At 65.4% G+C, this 17457-nt stretch carries 16 protein-coding genes; 11 read left to right on the forward strand and 5 right to left on the reverse strand.

Annotation, left to right across the window (positions count from 1 at the left end; all coding sequences use genetic code 11):
- Position 1 precedes the first annotated feature (1 nt).
- Entirely contained in the window at positions 2–973 is a 972-nt protein-coding gene (locus ACWEO2_RS04385) for a phosphotransferase (protein ID WP_452404037.1), read from the forward strand.
- Positions 970–2253, forward strand: a complete 1284-nt coding sequence (eno, locus tag ACWEO2_RS04390; RefSeq protein WP_452404038.1) for a phosphopyruvate hydratase — start codon at positions 970–972, stop codon at positions 2251–2253. Before ACWEO2_RS04385 ends, eno begins: the two co-directional genes overlap by 4 nt.
- Before the next feature lie 241 nt (positions 2254–2494).
- On the opposite strand, the gene ACWEO2_RS04395 is transcribed toward eno, so the two are convergent.
- Positions 2495–3226 (reverse strand): GntR family transcriptional regulator, encoded by a 732-nt coding sequence (locus ACWEO2_RS04395; protein WP_452404039.1) that lies wholly within the window; start codon positions 3224–3226, stop codon positions 2495–2497.
- Positions 3227–3310: 84 nt separating this feature from the next.
- Between ACWEO2_RS04395 and ACWEO2_RS04400 the strand changes: the two genes are divergently transcribed.
- The 8 genes from ACWEO2_RS04400 (at position 3311) to ACWEO2_RS04435 (ending at position 11411) form a co-directional block, all read left to right on the forward strand.
- Complete coding sequence (locus ACWEO2_RS04400) at positions 3311–4294, forward strand: substrate-binding domain-containing protein (RefSeq protein WP_452404040.1); 984 nt, start codon at positions 3311–3313, stop codon at positions 4292–4294.
- Positions 4295–4370: 76 nt separating this feature from the next.
- Positions 4371–5891: a sugar ABC transporter ATP-binding protein gene (locus ACWEO2_RS04405; RefSeq protein WP_452404041.1), complete on the forward strand. Its 1521-nt coding sequence runs from the start codon at positions 4371–4373 to the stop codon at positions 5889–5891.
- Between the two features lie 106 nt (positions 5892–5997).
- Positions 5998–6906: an ABC transporter permease gene (locus ACWEO2_RS04410; protein ID WP_452404042.1), complete on the forward strand. Its 909-nt coding sequence runs from the start codon at positions 5998–6000 to the stop codon at positions 6904–6906.
- On the forward strand, positions 6873–7619 hold the full coding sequence (locus ACWEO2_RS04415; protein WP_452404043.1) for an RraA family protein: 747 nt from the start codon (positions 6873–6875) through the stop codon (positions 7617–7619). Before ACWEO2_RS04410 ends, ACWEO2_RS04415 begins: the two co-directional genes overlap by 34 nt.
- Before the next feature lie 45 nt (positions 7620–7664).
- Positions 7665–8537 carry an SMP-30/gluconolactonase/LRE family protein gene (locus ACWEO2_RS04420; protein ID WP_452404044.1) on the forward strand — a complete coding sequence of 291 codons (873 nt, stop codon included), beginning with the start codon at positions 7665–7667 and terminating at the stop codon, positions 8535–8537.
- The gene (locus tag ACWEO2_RS04425) at positions 8534–9484 is read left to right on the forward strand and encodes a DUF4432 family protein (RefSeq protein ID WP_452404045.1); all 951 of its coding nucleotides are present in this window, start codon (positions 8534–8536) and stop codon (positions 9482–9484) included. Before ACWEO2_RS04420 ends, ACWEO2_RS04425 begins: the two co-directional genes overlap by 4 nt.
- Complete coding sequence (locus ACWEO2_RS04430; RefSeq protein WP_452404046.1) at positions 9484–10293, forward strand: SDR family NAD(P)-dependent oxidoreductase; 810 nt, start codon at positions 9484–9486, stop codon at positions 10291–10293. The genes ACWEO2_RS04425 and ACWEO2_RS04430 overlap by 1 nt, the downstream gene beginning before the upstream one ends.
- Before the next feature lie 50 nt (positions 10294–10343).
- Positions 10344–11411 (forward strand): mannonate dehydratase, encoded by a 1068-nt coding sequence (locus tag ACWEO2_RS04435; protein WP_452404047.1) that lies wholly within the window; start codon positions 10344–10346, stop codon positions 11409–11411.
- 329 nt (positions 11412–11740) lie between these two features.
- Here ACWEO2_RS04435 and ACWEO2_RS04440 read toward each other — a convergent pair whose 3' ends face one another.
- Together ACWEO2_RS04440 and ACWEO2_RS04445 are read right to left on the reverse strand one after the other, a co-directional pair.
- Positions 11741–12046, reverse strand: coding sequence for a putative PEP-binding protein (locus ACWEO2_RS04440; protein WP_452404048.1), 306 nt, complete (start codon positions 12044–12046; stop codon positions 11741–11743).
- Between the two features lie 200 nt (positions 12047–12246).
- Positions 12247–12894 carry a SanA/YdcF family protein gene (locus ACWEO2_RS04445; protein WP_452404159.1) on the reverse strand — a complete coding sequence of 216 codons (648 nt, stop codon included), beginning with the start codon at positions 12892–12894 and terminating at the stop codon, positions 12247–12249.
- 247 nt (positions 12895–13141) lie between these two features.
- Between ACWEO2_RS04445 and ACWEO2_RS04450 the strand changes: the two genes are divergently transcribed.
- Positions 13142–13708, forward strand: a complete 567-nt coding sequence (locus ACWEO2_RS04450) for a TetR/AcrR family transcriptional regulator (protein WP_452404049.1) — start codon at positions 13142–13144, stop codon at positions 13706–13708.
- Positions 13709–13753: 45 nt separating this feature from the next.
- On the opposite strand, the gene ACWEO2_RS04455 is transcribed toward ACWEO2_RS04450, so the two are convergent.
- Together ACWEO2_RS04455 and ACWEO2_RS04460 are read right to left on the reverse strand one after the other, a co-directional pair.
- Positions 13754–15943 (reverse strand): MMPL family transporter, encoded by a 2190-nt coding sequence (locus tag ACWEO2_RS04455; RefSeq protein WP_452404050.1) that lies wholly within the window; start codon positions 15941–15943, stop codon positions 13754–13756.
- A gap of 34 nt (positions 15944–15977) precedes the next feature.
- Positions 15978–17411: a DHA2 family efflux MFS transporter permease subunit gene (locus tag ACWEO2_RS04460; protein ID WP_452404051.1), complete on the reverse strand. Its 1434-nt coding sequence runs from the start codon at positions 17409–17411 to the stop codon at positions 15978–15980.
- Positions 17412–17457 lie beyond the last annotated feature (46 nt).

The following is a 17457-nucleotide window of genomic DNA, read 5'->3' on the forward strand; positions in this document are numbered from 1 at the left end:
AGTGTTCACCACCGAGACCATCATCCCGTACCTGATCGGCCGTGGTGTACTCCCCTGCGGCAGCACCGCCTGCGCGTACCCACTGTCCGGAGGGGTGTCGAACGAGGTGCTCGCGGTGCGGGGGGACGGGGTGGACGTCGTGGTCAAGCAGGCGCTACCGCGCTTGCGGGTGACGCAGGAGTGGTACGCCGACCCCGCCAGAATCCTGGTCGAGGCTGCGGCGCTCCGCTTGGCCGGCGAACTGGACCCCACCGCGGTACCGAAGGTGATCGACACCGACGACCAAGCGCTGACGATCACCATCGAACGCGCACGCGGACAGTGGCAGGACTGGAAGAGCCAACTTCTCGCTGGAGCCATCGAACCCGCGGTCGCCGGGACCGTTGCCACCGCACTCGCCCGATGGCACACCGGCACCACCGGTCAGAGCCGGCTCGCCGCCGACTTCGGCAACACGCACTTCGCGAGCCTGCGCATAGCGCCGTTCTACCGCGCAGCAGGCGCGGCCAACCCCGGCCTTGCCGGTAAGGTCGACGCACTGGCCGATCAGCTGCTGCGCGAGCGCATATGCCTGGTACACGGCGACTTCTCTCCGAAGAACATCCTGGTGAACGGCACCGACGCCTGGGTCATCGATTGGGAGGTTGCCCACTACGGCTCTCCGGTCTTCGATCTCGCCTTCCTCAACACCCACCTGCTTCTCAAAGCGGTCCACCGGCCTGAGGACACCCTCGGCTACCACGGCGTGGCGGACGCCTTCAACCATGGCTATTCCAGTGCGGTGCGCGGCGACCTGGTCCCGGAATCCGGGCAGCTGGCCGCACACGTCGGATGCCTACTGTTGGCGCGGGTCGACGGCAAATCTCCGGCGGAATATCTCACCCCCAGCGGCCGCGAACGGGTACGGGAGCTGGCCATTGCCGCGCTCCACCGCGAGGCCAGCCTCAACGAACTTTGGAAGACGATCTCATGACGGACACCCGCATCACTTCCCTGCTCGCGTGGGAAGCACTGGACTCCCGCGGGACCCCCACGGTCGCCTGCGAGGTACTGCTGGCCTGCGGCGCACGCGGGCAGGCGATGGCACCGTCCGGCGCCTCCACCGGAACCCACGAGGCAGCCGAGCTGCGCGACGCCGATCACCGCTACGCCGGACGGGCCGTCACGCGAGCCGTCGCCAACGTGGAGGCCACATTGGCCGAGGCCGTCCACGGCCTCGACGCTCTGGACCAACCCGCGGTCGATGCTGCTTTGCTCGCCACCGATACCGATGCCACGCTGTCGAATGTGGGAGCCAACGCGGTGCTGGCTGTGTCGGTCGCGACCGCGCTCGCCGCCGCCGATGCCCGCCGAATGCCCTTGTACCGCAGCGTTCTCGATGCCGGAACCGTACCGTTGCTGCCGCTGCCGATGGTCAATATCATCTCCGGCGGCGCACACGCAGGCGGTGCGATCGACATTCAGGACATTCTCGTCGTCCCGGTGGGCGCCGACTCGTTCCGCCAGGCACTGGAATGGTGTTGGAGTGTCCGGCGAGGCACCGCCGTGGCGGCCGAAAAGCGAGGTCTATCCACTGCGCTAGTCGCGGACGAGGGCGGGCTCGCCTTCCCCCTGACGCGCAACCGCGACGCCTTCGACCTGGTCACCGAAGGGATCCACCGCGCAGGACTCGAGCCGGGGACGCAGGCAGCGATCGCGGTGGACGTCGCGGCCACCCAATTCTTCCATGACGGCCAGTATCTTCTCCGCACCGAAGACCGCGCGCTGACCAGCGCCGAACTCATCAGCGAATTCACCGAGTGGACAACCACCTACCCGCTGATCTCCATCGAAGACCTCCTCGCCGAGGACGACTGGGACGGCTGGGAACAGGCCACTGGACGGCTCGACAGCACTCAATTGCTCGGCGACGACCTTTTCGTCACCAACCCGGCCCGGCTGCAGCGCGGAATCACCCAGCACGTCGGCAACGCGGTGCTGGTCAAACCGAACCAGATCGGGACCCTCACCCAGGCGCGGTCCGTCGTGCGCACCGCGCACGATGCGAACTACCGGACGGTGCTCTCCGCCCGCTCCGGCGATACCGAAGACAGCTGGCTCGCCGACCTGGCAGTGGGCTGGCGCACCGGCCAGATAAAGGTCGGCTCCACCATGCGCTCCGAGCGCACTGCCAAATGGAACCGGCTACTGCACATCGAACGCGAACTCGGCGCAGCGGCGGAATTCGCAGGCTGCGCCGCCATCCTCCGGTGACTTCGGTCGATCACCAACGACACCATGGTGTGGGGGCAGAAAACACGATGTCCGGCCCCCACACCACGTTTCGCTTCGCTTGGTTGCCCTCTGCCGCGTCCTGCGGTGATGTCCCGGGGCAGTGGCTCGCCGCGCGCCTGCATGCCGCAGACGGTGAAGCTCTGCTTCCGCGGCGAGCTGATCACGGTTCATGCTCGCGTGCCCGCGCGCGGCCGCCGGACCGGTCCGGCGCGGGCACCGCTCATGGGGTGAAATACCCCGGGTACTCGGACCGGACCCTATCGGCGCTGTCGAGCACGTGACGAGAATGTTCCGTGATGAGGCGCATACCCGCTTCGACGTCCCTGTTCTCGAGCAGATCCACAATGCGTATGTGCTCGTCGATGACGTACCGGGTGATCACGGTCTCGGAAAACGCCAGCCGGCGAAGTCGGTCCAGCTGCAGCTTCGAGCGCCGGATCATGTTCCAGACCCCCGGATATCCGGCCAGCCTGAAGATCTCCTGGTGCAGATCCTCATCCGAGACGAAGAAGTCTTCGACGTCACGGCCGGCCACCGCCCGCTCCTGACGCAGCAGAATGCGCCGGAGTTCGCCGACATCGACACCGGATTCGCAGGCTTCCCGGAATGCTGCCGTTTCGAGGGCGCGGCGAATGAAGCAGGCTTCCCGGACCTCCGAGAGGTCGATGAGCGCCACGCTGGTCCGGACCTGGGAGACGACACTGAGCAGGCCTTGATCAACCAGCCGAGAAATGGCCTCCCGCAAGGGCGTCCGACTGACCCCCAACTGCTCGGAGAGTTCGGCCTCGGACAGGAGAGCCCCTGGTTCGAGCCGCAGGTCCCGGATCGCCGAGGTGAGTTCATCGTGGACCCGGTCTGAGATTCGCTGCCGAGCCGGGGTGCGGACGACCCGCCGCAGACCGGCAGACGGTGCGGGCGGCGGCCCCTCAGCGGACAGGAAAGTAGAAGCCATGCTCAAATTTTGACCGATCGAGCTCTTGTATACAAGTATGTTTGAACTCTAGTATGGTGCGACCTGCAATCAAAGGAGATTGGAATGCAGCGGAGATTTCTCTCGCTTGTCGCAGCTGGGGTCCTGACCGTCCTTGCGGTCTCGGGATGCGGGCCGGCGGGCAGCGGTGGCGCGGGCGGCAGCGGCAAGAAGCTCACGGTCGGGCTGATCATGCTCCAGGGCGACGAATACTTCAGGGGGATCCAGACAGCGCTGGAAGCGGCGGTGAAGGCCGACGGGGGTACGGTCATCGCGGCCAACTCGAACAATGATGCGGGCGCGGAGGCTGCCGCCGCGCAGAACATGATCCAGCGACAGGTTGACGCGATCATTATGCAGCCCGTTACCGTTGCCGGCTCGCTGGCGACGATGAAATCGATCAAGGCTGCGAGCATCCCGCTGATCTGCTACGGCAACTGCACGGCCGACGCCACGAATCCCTCCGTTGTCAAGGGTGTCGTCCAGTCCGACAACACGGCCCTGGGAACGGCGACAGGAAAAGCCGCCGCGGAATACATCAAGGGCAAGCTCGGCGGGTCGGCGAGGATCGGCATCCTGAACTGCGACAGCGCGGCCGAAACCTGCAAATTGCGCAAAGCCGGCTTCAAGAAGGCGCTCGACGATGCGGGCGTGACGGCCACCTATGCCTCCGACCAGGAGGGATTCCTTGCGGATAAGGCCACCACTGTCGCCACCAACATGCTCTCCGGAGATCCCGGCATCAACCTGCTCTGGGCCGCCAATGAGGGGGGCACCGTCGGGGAGGTGACCGCTGTCCAGCAGTCCGGCAAAACCGTTCCTGTCTTCGGCACGGACATCTCCAAACAACTCGCTGGCTTCCTGCTGGATAAGAACAACATTCTTCAGGCCACGACCGGGCAGGACCCGCAGACCACCGCGAAGGACGCGTACGAGCGGGCCAGGAACGCCGTTGCGGGCACGGCGAACTCCCCTCTGGAGACCGACCTCCCCGGAATCACCTATACCCGTGACGATCCGGCCGCAGTGAACAAGTACCTGGGCAAGTAGGAACAGGAACGGCAGGTGCCGAGGCCCTTGCGCGCCACCGCACGGTGTCTGCCCGGTCATCGATGAAGGAACGCTTGTGGATAAGACCGCTCCCCCGATCCTGGAATGCATTTCCCTCAGCAAAACCTATGGAACCGTCAAGGCGCTGGTAGACGTCGACCTCACCCTGCGTGCGGGGGAGGTTCGGGCCCTGCTCGGAAAGAACGGGGCCGGGAAGTCGACCCTGGTGAACCTCATCTCTGGGTCTCAGCAGCCAGATCCAGGAGGCGGAAGACTGCGCGTGTCCGGCAAAGAGGTGCATTGGAGCCGGCCGGGCGACGCACGGGCCGGCGGCATCGCCATGGTGCACCAGGAGTTCAGCCTCGTGCCGGGACTGTCGGTGGCGGAGAACATCACGCTCGGTCGCTGGCCCGAACGCCGGAACGGGCCGGGCTTCATCGATGCCAAGACGTTGGAAGACAATGCCCGGCGGGCCATCGAGATGCTGGGCGAACCGATTCCGCTGTGGCAGGAAGTCGGCAACCTTTCCCTGGCGCATCAGCAGCTCGTAGAAATCGCCAAGGCACTGCTGGACGAGCCCCGGGTACTGATCCTGGACGAGCCGACAAGCGCCCTGAACAGTCACGAGGTCCACGCGCTGCTGGCCCTGATCCGACGCCTGGCCGGTCAGGGAGTGGCAATCATCTACGTTTCCCACCGGATGAAAGAGATCCCGCTGGTTGCCGACACACTCACTGTGTTGCGAGACGGCCGCGAAGTGCAGACCCTAGGTGCACACGAGGCGAGCGCGGAAAGGGTGGCCGCCCTCATCGCGGGCGAGAGCGGCCAGGCGGCGGCCCGGATGGAGCACCGGGATCGTCGTGACCAGCCGGTCGTACTGTCGGTGCGGGACATGCGCATCCCTGGTGTGCTGGGCGGCGTCGACTTCGATCTGCACGACGGTGAAGTGCTCGGCATTGCCGGGCTGCTGGGATCGGGGCGCACCGAACTCCTCGAAGCCATCTACGGCCTGCGACACCGCGTCCAGGGCGAGGTGTCCGTGGCCGGCGAACGCATCCTGCGTCGCCGCCCCCGCCGCATGCTGGCCAGAGGAGTCGGACTGGCCCCCGAGGACCGGAAAGGCTCCGGAATCGTGCCGATGCTCGGGGTCGGGGAAAACATCCTGCTATCGGCCCGGGGCCGGGTGCTGCCGCGGTTCTGGATCAAGCCCCCGCTCGAGGCCGCCATGACGAAGGAAACGCTGCGCGCGCTCTCGATCGTCGCATCGACAGCGGGTCAAGAGATCGGCACTCTGTCCGGCGGAAACCAGCAGAAAGCTGTGATAGGCCGACTGCTGGCGGCGAAGATGTCGGTGCTGCTGCTCGATGAGCCGACCCGCGGCATCGACGTCCACGCCAAAGGCCAAATCTACAAGCTCATCCGAGAGCTGGCCGGGAACGGGATTTCCTCCATCTTTGTCTCCTCCGAGCTCGAGGAACTCTCGGAAGTCTGCGACCGCGTGCTGGTGCTCAGGGATGGCCGGATCCGAGACGAAGTCGTCGGGGCCGGTGCCACGACGGAAAAACTATTGGCACTTGCCATGAAAGAAGGCAACTGAAATGTCCCACCCGGACGTCATGCAGCCCCAAAGAAGGGCCGCCGAATCCGAGGCCGGCGGCCTGTTCATGCGCATTCGCTCCTGGGAGAGCATCGGCCTGCTCGGCGTGCTGGTGCTGGTCTTCCTGGTACTGGCCTTCACCGCACCAAACTTTCTCAGCACGCGCAATCTGCTCAACATTCTTCAGCAAGCCGCCTTCTTCGGGATTGTGGCTTTCGCTATGACGCTGGTCATCGTGGCCGGCGAGATCGACATCTCCGTGGGATCCCTCGCCGCGCTATCGTCTGCCCTGCTGGGAGTCATGGTCGTCAACCTCGGATGGCCGATGTGGGCCTCATGCATCCTGGTCCTTGTCACCGCTGCTGCCATCGGCGCCTTAGCTGGATGGATCCGGGCGGTATTCGGGGTCCCGACCTTCATCGCCACTCTGGCCCTATATCTGGGACTACGTGGAATGGCCATGCTGATCACCGACACATTCCCGATTCCCATCGACTCCGACAAGTTTTTCTACTGGGGCGGCGGAAAGATCGCCGGAGTCATTCCCGTGCCGGCCGTTTATCTCCTGGTCGTCTTTATCGTGATCGCGGTCATTGCACGCAAAACGGTGTTCGGCCGGTCGATTTACGCCGTGGGCGGAAATGCGAAATCCGCCGAACTTTCCGGCATCAACGTACGCACCATCCGGATTTCGGTGCTGGCGATCTCCGCGTTGACCGCGGCGGTCACCGGGTTGCTCCAATCCGCACAGCTGTCCTCCGGAAACGGCACCATCGGCAACGGGCTGGAGTTCGATGCGATCGCCGCCGCCATCATCGGCGGCGCCGCGCTGAGCGGCGGCAAGGGGACCATCGTCGGGACCCTGATCGGTGTCCTGTTCATTGCCGTACTCATGAACGGGATGGTGCTGCTGGGAGTCGACCCCTACGCCCAGCAGGTCGTCCGCGGCGCCGTCGTCCTCATCGCGGTCTTGGTGAACGTATGGCGCTCACGCCGAGTGGCAACCTCGACCTGACCAGCGGGCCACCGCCACCCGAGAATCATCGACACAAGGAAGAAATGGCCACGATACCGCCCAACGACACCGAACGATTCGATCTCGTTGCCGCTTCGCTCTACACCCCGGTTCTCGGCGACATCCTGGATGCGATCGGCCGTACACACCAGTTCCTGCCGGCTGCGGTGCAGCCCCTGCTGCCCACCATGATCGTGGTCGGCCGGGCGATGCCGGTGCTGGTCGGGGACGTCTTCGGGACGCCGGCGAAGCCTTTCGGCAAACTGACCGAAGCCCTGGACGCTTTGCAGCCCGGCGACGTTTACCTGGCCCGCCGCGGCCGTCTCGATTGCGCCGCCTGGGGCGAGATCATGACTGCGGCCGCACGTGCCAGAGGAGCGGTCGGCGCCGTCATCGATGGCTACCACAGGGACACCGACAAGGTCTTGGACCAGAAATTTCCGGTCTTCAGCCGCGGCGGCTACGGCCAGGATTCGGCAGTCCGCGCCACTGTGCTCGACTACGGGATTCCCCTCGAAATCGACGGTGTTCAGATCGCCCCCGGAGACCTCATCGTGGGGGACAGGGACGGCGTCCTGGTCATCCCGGCCGCCCTCGAGGACGAAGTGCTGGCCCGCGCGCTGGACAAAGCCAGCGCCGAGAACCAGGTCCGCCACGCCATTGAACAGGGAATGAGCACCACTGAAGCCTTTGCGACCTACGGCGTCCTGTGAACGCCGCAGGTACAACCCGCGATCGAGAGCGAGAGGAGCAAAACGATGGGTTCCATAGAACTTTTTCCGCAGCCTGACGTGGTGATCCGTGCCCATGCCACGGTCGGTGAAGGACCTGTCTGGGACCGGCGGACCGGACGGTTGTGCTGGGTCGACATCAACAACGGCCTGCTCTTCGAAAACGACCTCGCGGCAGGCGAGCAAAGCACCTCCGCCCTGGGCACCCTCCTGGGCGCAGTGGCGCCCAGGGCTCAGCATGAGGGATTCGCGGTCGCCGTCTCCGAAGGTCTCGGGATCTTCGCCGACGGAAAGCTTCAGATTCTGGACCCGGTGCTGCCCGAACCCACCCTGCGTATGAACGACGCCAAATGTGACTCGCGCGGCCGTCTCTGGGCGGGGAGCACCCACCTCGACTTCGTCCCTGGCGCCGGCGCTGTGCACCGATGGGACGGGCAGGCGCCGAGCAGTGTCGTAGCGACCGGATTCGCTCTGCCCAACGGCATGGGCTGGAACGCCGAGGACACCACCATGTACCTGGCGGACAGCATGGCGAACCTGCTTTTCAGCGCGCCCTACCGCAGTGACGAAGGCGAGGTCGGACCATTCACCCCGCTGTGCAAGATCGACGGCGGACTGCCCGACGGGCTCGCCGTCGATCTTGATGGATGCCTGTGGGTCGCGATCTGGGGTGGCAGCGAGGTGCGCCGTTACACCCCCTCAGGCGAATTGATCGGACGAGTCCCGATGCCCGTCGAACAACCGTCCAGCTGCGCCTTCTCCGATGACGGAACGCTGTACATCACCTCGGCGTCGGCGGACATCCCGCAAGACCGGCTCAGCAAGCAGCCCCTGGCGGGCTCTGTCTTCGCGCTCGCCACCAACACCGCCGGTGTTCGCGTCCAGCCCTTCGCCGCATGAGCCAGCGAACCCTCGACCTCACCAGCCCCGACCTGCAGGTCAGCATCGATCCCGGAAGAGGCGCGGACATTCTTTCTCTCGTCCACCGGCGCATCGGAGTGGACGCGCTCTTCAGGACGCCATGGCGGGAACGCGCCGACGCTGTCCGCGACGGGCAGCGGCCCTCGACATACGACCCGGTCGCTGGATGGCTCGAGCAGTACCGGGGCGGCTGGCAGACATTGTGTCCGAACGCCGGCGACCCTCGGTCCATCCACGGTGCTCCCGTGGCATTCCACGGTGAAGCGTCGGTCGTCCCCTGGCGGGTTGATGAAGCATCGACCGGCTCGGCGCGGCTGCATGTGGAGTTGTTCTCGGTCCCGGTGCGGATCGATCGGGTCATCGAGCTCCAAGGCTCCCGGCTGCACCTCGCCGATACGCTCACGAACCTGAGCGGCACCGCTCTGGAGTTCGACTACTCGAGCCACCCCGCGCTCGGCGGCCCATTCCTGGACGGGGACTGCCGGCTCGAAACCGGCGCACGCCGGTTCACCAGTGATCCGGAGCGGGAAACAGTGCTCGACTCCGGCTCTGAACACCTCTGGCCCTGGGCCGTCACAAAATCAGGAGAGCGTGTCGATCTGCGCCAAATACCGCCCCGCGGTAGATCGCGCGAAGTGTTCGGGTGGCTGCACGACTTCACCGCGCACTGGGTCTCGGTCACCAATCTGGACCTGGGCCTGACGGTCCGCCTCGACTGGGACGGCACGCACCTGCCCTACGCATGGCTGTGGCAGGAGCTCAATGCCACCCAGCAGTTCCCGTGGTATGGGCGGGCCCGTGCGATGGCCATGGAACCGGCAAGCATGCAAACAAGCGGTCCGGACCGGCGGAGCGCCCTGCGCCTCGGCCCCTGGGCTGCGATCGAGATCCCACTGAGCATCAATTTCGAGGACAGGAGTGCGTGATGGGTGAACACGACGAGCGGGTCGCCCTCGTCACCGGCGGATCCCAAGGCATCGGCAAGGGCATCGTGCTGGCATTGGCCCGTCAAGGCTCGGCCATCGTCTGCCACGGGCAGACCGAGGACCCTGCCCAGGAAACGGCGGCGGAAGTCAACCGCGCAGGCGGCAAGGCGGTCGCGGTATGGGGACCGATCGGCGATCCCGATACCAGCCGATATGCGGTCGAGCAGGCAATTTCCCGGTACGGGCGGCTCGATACCCTCATTACCTCCGCCGGAATCCAGCGGTACGGCGATGTTCCCTCCACCCCAGAGGAAACCTGGGACGAAGTTTTCGACGTGAATGTCAAAGGAGTCTTCCTCGCCGCCCGTGCGGCCCTGCCCTACCTGCGCCAGAGCCCGGCCGGAAGCATCGCCATCATCTCCTCCGTGCAGGCCACCGCAACCCAGAACCAGGTTGCCGCGTACACGGCGAGCAAAGGTGCTCTCCTCGCCCTGACCAGGGCGATGGCGGTAGACGAAGCCGAGTACGGGGTCCGCGTCAACAGCATCAGCCCCGGCTCGGTGGACACACCCATGCTCCGCACGTCGGCGGCACTGTTCAGCGACGGCTCGGAAGAAAGCGCCCAACAGATCGTCGCGAACTGGGGCACCGCCCACCCCCTCGGCAGGGTCGCCAGGCCCGAGGAAATCGGGGAAGTCGTCTCCTTCGTGACCAGCCCTCGGGCCAGCTTCGTCACGGGAGCGGAAATCCGGGTCGACGGCGGCCTACTCGCCCGCATCGCCGCCCCGCTTCCCGACACGAAGAACTGAAGCACCGACGCAATGCCCGAACCGACCAGGGCCAACTGAAAGGTTGCATGATGATTCAACTGAGCGAAATGCTTTCCCCCCGGCCCGAGCCGCTCTGGAAATTGATCAAACAATGCGGGGTCGATAACGTCGTCGCCCTCCTCAACGGAGCCGAACAGGACCAGCGCATGTTCGCCTCGGTCGGCAAGAAAGGGTTCTCAGGGACTGCTTCCGACGATATTCCGTGGGGGGAGGCAGCGATCAGACGCGATATCGAAATTTTCGCCGAACACGGCCTCAAAGTGATCGCCATCGAGGACACGGCCCCCATGGACAAGGTCCGCCTGGGGCTCCCCGGTCGAGACGAACAAATCGAGAACATTCTCACGCAGATACGCGCGATGGGCCGACTGGGCATCCCCACCCTGTGCTACAACTGGATGGCCATCTCGAGCTGGGGTCGCACGAGCGTGGACATCATCGGGCGCGGGGGCGCCCTGGTCACCGGGTTCCGGGCAGCGGACATAGCAGGCTTGCCGCCGCTGGCCGAACCGGGCGAGATCACCGAAGACCAGTTGTGGGATGCGCTGGGCTACTTCCTCGACGCCGTCATCCCGGTTGCCGAAGAAGCCGGAGTCAGGCTCGGGATGCACCCCGACGACCCGCCCCGCCCCATGGGCCGCAACGTGCCGCACATCATGCGCTCCCCCGAGGCATTCCGGCGGCTACTGTCGCTGCACCCGTCCACAAGTAACGGCATCACGTTCTGCCAGGGCAATTTCGCCCTGATGGACGTCGACCTGCCCACATTGATCAGGGAATTCGGCGGTCTGGACCGAATCAGCTTCGTCCACTTCCGCGACGTCCGGGGCACCGCCGACGACTTCCAGGAAACCTTCCACGACGAAGGCCAGACGGACCTACCCGAATGCATGCGCGCCTACGCGGAGGTCGGTTTCTCCGGTCCCATGCGTCCGGACCATGTCCCCACCATGCACGGCGAATCCAACGACCGCCCGGCATACGGCGTCCTGGGGCGACTGTTCGCCATCGGATACATTCGCGGCCTCGAACAGTCGGTCTATGGCAAGCCTCCGCTCCCCGAGCCGACGGAACACGCCCTTCCTGTGCCGGCCTGAAAAGATGCGAACGTCCGGACTCCGAGGAGCCAGGTCGCGCGCCTGCGTGCGTAGCGGACGCCCAATGGGGTCAAAGCGGTCCTCGACAACGGTCCGGGTTGATGCGGACGCGCCCGCGTGACGGGGCGACCACTTCTCTGCCCGGCTGACGTCCGGCACGGGTGGGCGGGTACTCGATGAGATGACGCCAGGCCGGCGAGGAGAACCCGGTGCGTAATGAGGGGTGCCGGGTCCTGGAGGGCGGCTCGGGGAAACCGATCGGCGGCAACGCCGGCATGGCGCCCCGAGCCGACCTCACTATCACTCTCATGTGATCGAAGTGCAGGCTGTCAGGGGTCGGTGAGGACGGCCAGCTGCAGCGACATCCGGTCGGCCGCCATCTCGTACTGGGCGAGGTCGTTGGTGCCGATCGAAGCGAAGTCAACGCGCTCGAGGAGCGATTCGGCCATGGTTGCAGCTAGTTGTATATCCGGAGAGATTGCCAGAGCGGGATGGATGGGGCGAGGCACCTGGAACCGGGCTTGGTCGGCGGCGACATCACGGAGCTGGGCGGCGAGCCAACGTCCGGTCGCGGCCGTTCCTGTCGCGAGGATGCCGACAGACATTGCGGCGGTGAGGAATCGACGCTGCGACATTCTTTCGGCGGTGCTGGTACAGCTGCGTGCAGTCCGGGTGATCAGCAGTCGCAAAGCGGCGATGCGTACCACTATCCCCCAAGAACGCGGAACCGCGAACCATGCGGTGGCAGTGGGGTTGCGATGCCACGAAGACCGCGAAACCCCCGAACGCCAGTCTTGGTTTCTAGGGGGCAACACTGCTGGTGTTAGCTAACCGGCTACTGCGGTGTCGCGTTGATGGCGTCGCGGACGGTGGATTCTTGGTTGCCGAGGAATTTCGGGGCCGGGTGTACGAGCATGTCGAATGCGGCCTTGGTGGCGGCTAATTGGTCGCGGAGCCAGCACTTGTTGTAGGTGAGGTTGTGGGGCTGGGTGTCGTCGCCGATGCCGGTGGCCTCGATGCCTGCGTCGCGGCAGAGGGCGATGGTGCGGGGGAGGCTGAAGTCCTGGGTGACGACGATGGCCTGTTGTACCCCGAAGATCTTGTGTGCGCGGGCGCAGGATTCGTAGGTGCTGAATCCGGCGTAGTCGAGGGCAATTTTGTTGGCGGGCACGCCTTTGCGCACGAGATAGCTGCGCATGGCGGTGGGCTCGTCGTAGCTCGGGCGGCCGTTGTCGCCGGTGAGCAGCAGTGCCTTGACCTTCCCGGTTTCCAGTAGCCTGCGGCCGAGTTCGAGTCGGGCCGCGAGATAGGGCGACGGCTGACCGCTCGCGTAGACCTGCGCGCCGGGAATCAATGCCACCTCCGCGGCGGGAACGGTATCGACCGAGTATTCATAGTCGCTGGCCGCGTACCGGATCCAGATAATCGAGCTCAGGCCGACGACGGTGGCCAGTGTGGCGGCAACCGCCGCGGTCCGCAGCATTGTGCGCACGCGAAGCCAGGATCGGATCCTCCCCCGACCTCGTGTCATGAAGTCACGAAATCCCATTCCGCCGAGTTTGCCAGATCGGGCCGAGGTGTTCATCGACCGGAATATGCGACCACTCAATTCGGGCAGGTTCGGTTGTCATGCGATGTGTTCAGCTGCCAGCATCGTGCGGGTGGCTGATTTGGGATCTGCGGTGAAGCGTAATGGTTCTTATCATTTCGGGGATCTACGTAGCGCTCTTGTGGGGGCCGCGGTCGAACTGGCCGGGCGGGGTGGGCCATCGGCGGTGACCGTGCGGGCGGCCGCGCGGCGCGTGGGGGTTACGCCGACGGCGGCCTATCGGCATTTCACCAATCATGGGCAGTTGTTGCGTGTGGCCAAGGAGCAGGCGCAGTGCAGCCTTTTCGGGGCCATGTCGGCGGCACTTGCCACGCTCGAGCCGGGGACGCACGGAGTCACCCGACTCAACGCGGCCGGGCGCGGATATATCGCATTCGCGATGAGCGAACCGGGCCTGTTCCGAACTGCCTTCTGCGACACCGCCGATGACGAGGAGCGCGATTCGCCGGCCTTCGACCTGCTCTCGGAATTGCTCGACGAGCTGGTCGAGGTCGGGTTCACCGATCCGACGCATCGGCCGAATGCCGAGCTGGCCGCGTGGTCCACGGTGCACGGCCTGGCGTCGCTGGTGCTCGACCGCGCCGGGATCGACGCGGTCACACGCGAGCAGACGATCACCGATACCTTGGCCGCCATTGAACGCTGCTTCGCGACCGGACCCAACGCCACCGACTACCGCAGCCGGTAATCCCCCGGCCGCCGGATTCGACGGCCGGGGGGATCAGCTGTGCGGTCAGGTCAGCGCGGGCACGTCCGACTCGGTGGGCGGCTCCGCTTCGGCCGGTGCCGGTTCTCCATCCGATTCCTGAATGCCGAACCGGGCGTAAAACTTTCGCAGCGGACCCGGCGCCCACCAGCCGGCGTGGCCGAGCAGGCGCATGATCGCCGGAACCAGCAGGATCCGCACGATCGTCGCGTCGAGCACGATCGCGACCACCATGCCGACGCCGAAGAGCTTCATGGTGAGTACTTGGCTGAAGGCCATGGCCGCCAGCGGAACGCACATCAGCAGCGCCGCACTGGTGATCAACCTGCCGGTACGCTGGACGCCGGTAGCGACCGCAGCGGTGGGATTGCCGAGCCGGTCGTACTGTTCGCGCACCCGCGAGAGCAGGAACACCTCGTAGTCCATGGACAGGCCGAAGATCAAGGCGAACAACATGATCGGCATATTCGGTTCGATATTGCCGGTCGGATCGAAGCCGAGCACGCCGGACAGATGCCCCTCCTGGAATATCCAGACCAGGATGCCGAAGGTCGCCGACAGCGAGAGCAGATTCATCACAATCGCCTTGAGCGGCAACAACACCGAGCCGAAGGCTAGGAACAGCAGTAGGTAGGTGGATACCGCGATGTACAGCAGCATCCACGGCAGCACTGCGCCGAGCTTGCGCAGCGTATCGTCGTACGCCGCGGTCTCACCGCCGAAATAGGCGGTCGCGCCCGGCGGTTTGGGCTGGGCACGCAGGCGGTCGAGCAGTACTCGGCTCGACTTCGATACCGCCGCACCGTCATACGACACCGACACCCGCGCCATCGCGCCTTCCGCTCCGGTGATCTGTGCGTTGCGCACACCCGCTACGCTGTCGAGTCGCGTGGCGTAGGCAGCGAGTTCGCTCTGCTGTGCCGGCGTGTCGGCGGGACCGGACAGCTGCAACACGGCGTCGATCGTCTTCGCACCGTCGCCGTCGAAATCATCCACCAGCATCTCGAAAACCTGTCGCCCCTCGGCGGTTTCGGGTAGCTGACGGGCATCGTTGGCGCCGAAGTCGATCTTCAGCAGCGGCGCGGCCAGTACCAGCAACAGTGCGACGGCGACCGCGGTCACCGCGATCGGGCGACGCATGACGCCGTGCGCGAGCCGGTACCAGAAGCCGCCATCACCGGGGACGGCAGAACGCTGTTTCCACAGCGACAGCGCATTGACCCGGTGGCCGAGCACGCCCAGTGCCGCGGGCAGTGCGATCAGTGAGAAGACCATCGACAGCAGCACCGCGGCGATTCCGCCGTAGGACATGGATTTCAGGAATACGAAGGGGAAGAAGCTCATCGAGGCCAGCGCCACCGCGACCGTGATACCGGAGACCGCGACGGTGCGTCCGGCGGTGGCCAGGGTGTGCACAATGGCGTCGGCGCCCGCTCGGCCGCGTTCGGTTTCCTCGCGGTAGCGGCTGACGATGAACAGACCGTAGTCGATGGCCACGGCCAAACCGAGGATGGTGACCAGACTCATCGCGAATACCGAGATACCGGTGAACTGGGCCAGCAGCCGCAGCACCGCCATCGAGCCGAGGATCGACAGGCCGCCGACGACCAGCGGCAGGCTGGCCGCGACCAGTCCGCCGAATACGATCACCAACAGGATGAACAGCACTGGGAACGAAAGTCCTTCGGCCATACCGAGATCACTACCGACTTGATTACCGGCCTCGTATCCGGCCGGGGTGCTGCCGCCGCGGACGCTCCGCAGCCCATCGACGCCGAGCTTGTCCTTGATCTTCAGATAGCTGTCTTGTTTGGCATTGTCATCCGCACCCGCCAGGTTCAGCCCCACATAGGTGGCATGGCGGTCCCGGCTGGCCAGATCCGGCGCTCCGGTGGTCCAGAAGTCGACCGATCCGGTGACCACATCCTTGGGCAGCGCCGCGATCCGGTTCTGCACCGCAGTGCGGAAGGTGGAGTCGTCGACGGTTCTGTCGGCGGACCGGTACACGATGACCGCATCCGGCGCGCGCTGCGGAAATGTCTTTTCGGCCAACTCCGCGGCCTGCCTGCTCTCGGCGTCACGCGCCTCGAAGCCGTTGGGCACCATATCGCCGAATACTCCGACGCCATACGCCCCCGCCACCACCGCGAAGAGCAGCGTCAGCCCGAGCATCGCTTTGCGCCAGGTGTAGACGAACACACCCAATTTCTCGAACATCATTACCTCCCATCAAGATCCGGTTCGAATGCGGTCAGCCTCGGACCGGGGCCGCTTCGGGTTCGACAACGGCATCGGCCGGTTCGGACGCCTCGATGGCGGCCCGGCCGGGCAGCGCGATGGCGAACAGCGTCGCCGCGCCGAGGATCGCGCAGCCCGCCCACACCGCGGGGGCGAAACCGTTGGTGAAGGTCTGTCCGGTCGCATAGCTGCCATTGGCCGTGAAAACCGCGCCCAGCGCGGCGATTCCGATGACGGTGCCGAGATTGCGCACGGTATTCGACACACCGGAGGCAACGCCCTCGTACTCCGGTGCGACATATTCCAGCGCCAGCCGGGCGATCGGCGGGAAGAACAGTCCCATTCCGGCACCACTGATCACAAAGGCGGGTACCAGCGCCGCATACGACACCTCCGGATCGGTGATGGCGGCCAGCCAGCCGAGTCCGACAGTCTGCAGCACCAACCCGGTGACCAGCACCGGCTTACCGCCGATCCGGTCGATGAGAATGCCCGCGATCGGTGCGGTGCAGGTCGGCATCGCGGTCCAGGCCAGGGTGTACACGCCCGCCTTCAGCGCCGAATAGTGCTGCACCGTCTGCAGGAACTGAGCCAGCAGGAAGATCGCGCCGAACATGCCGACGGCCATGGCGAATCCGGTCAGGATGGTCAGGGTGAAACCGCGACCGGCGAACAGCACGGGCGGAACCATCGGCGCCGACGCGCGCAGAATCCAGACCACGAATGCCGCGAGCACCAGTGCACCCGCGACGATCGGGCCCAGTACGCCCGCACTCGTCCAGCCGTGGTCGTTGCCCCGGATCACACCGAACACCACGCCGAACAGACCGGCGGCCACCAGCACATTGCCGACCACGTCCAAAGAACCATGCGCACCGAAACTTTCGCGCACCATCCGCACCGCGATGGGCAGCAGCACCACCCCGATCGGCACGTTCAACCAGAAGATCCACTGCCAGGAGGCGACGTCGGTGATCGCGCCGCCCACCACCGGCCCGAGCCCGACCGCCAAACCGCTCATCGCGCTCCACATGCCAATGGCCGCACCACGTTTCGTGGGCGGCACGGCATCGGCGAGCAGTGTCAGGGTGAGCGGGATGAGAATCGCCGCACCGATGCCCTGGATCGCCCTTGCACCGATGAGGAATTCGATCGACGGTGCCAGCGCGCATGCCGCGGACGCGGCGGTGAACAGCGCCAGTCCGAGCGCGAAAACCCGTTTACGTCCGAAGCGGTCGCCGAGCGAGGCGCCCGCCAGCAACAGCACCGCCTCGGTCAGGGTGTAGGAGTTGACCGTCCACTGCAACCCGTCGAGGCCGGTGTGCAGTTCGGCACGGATGGTGGGCAGCGCGTTGAACACCACCAGGTTGTCCAGCGACACCATGAAGACCGCGAAGCCGCAGACCACAAAGGTCCACACGATCCGATTCTTGTCGGGGTGTGTCATCAGTTTTCTTCCCTGAGTTAGTTAGTGATCACTTAGTTCCCGAGAC

Source organism: Nocardia sp. NPDC004278 (assembly GCF_053602975.1).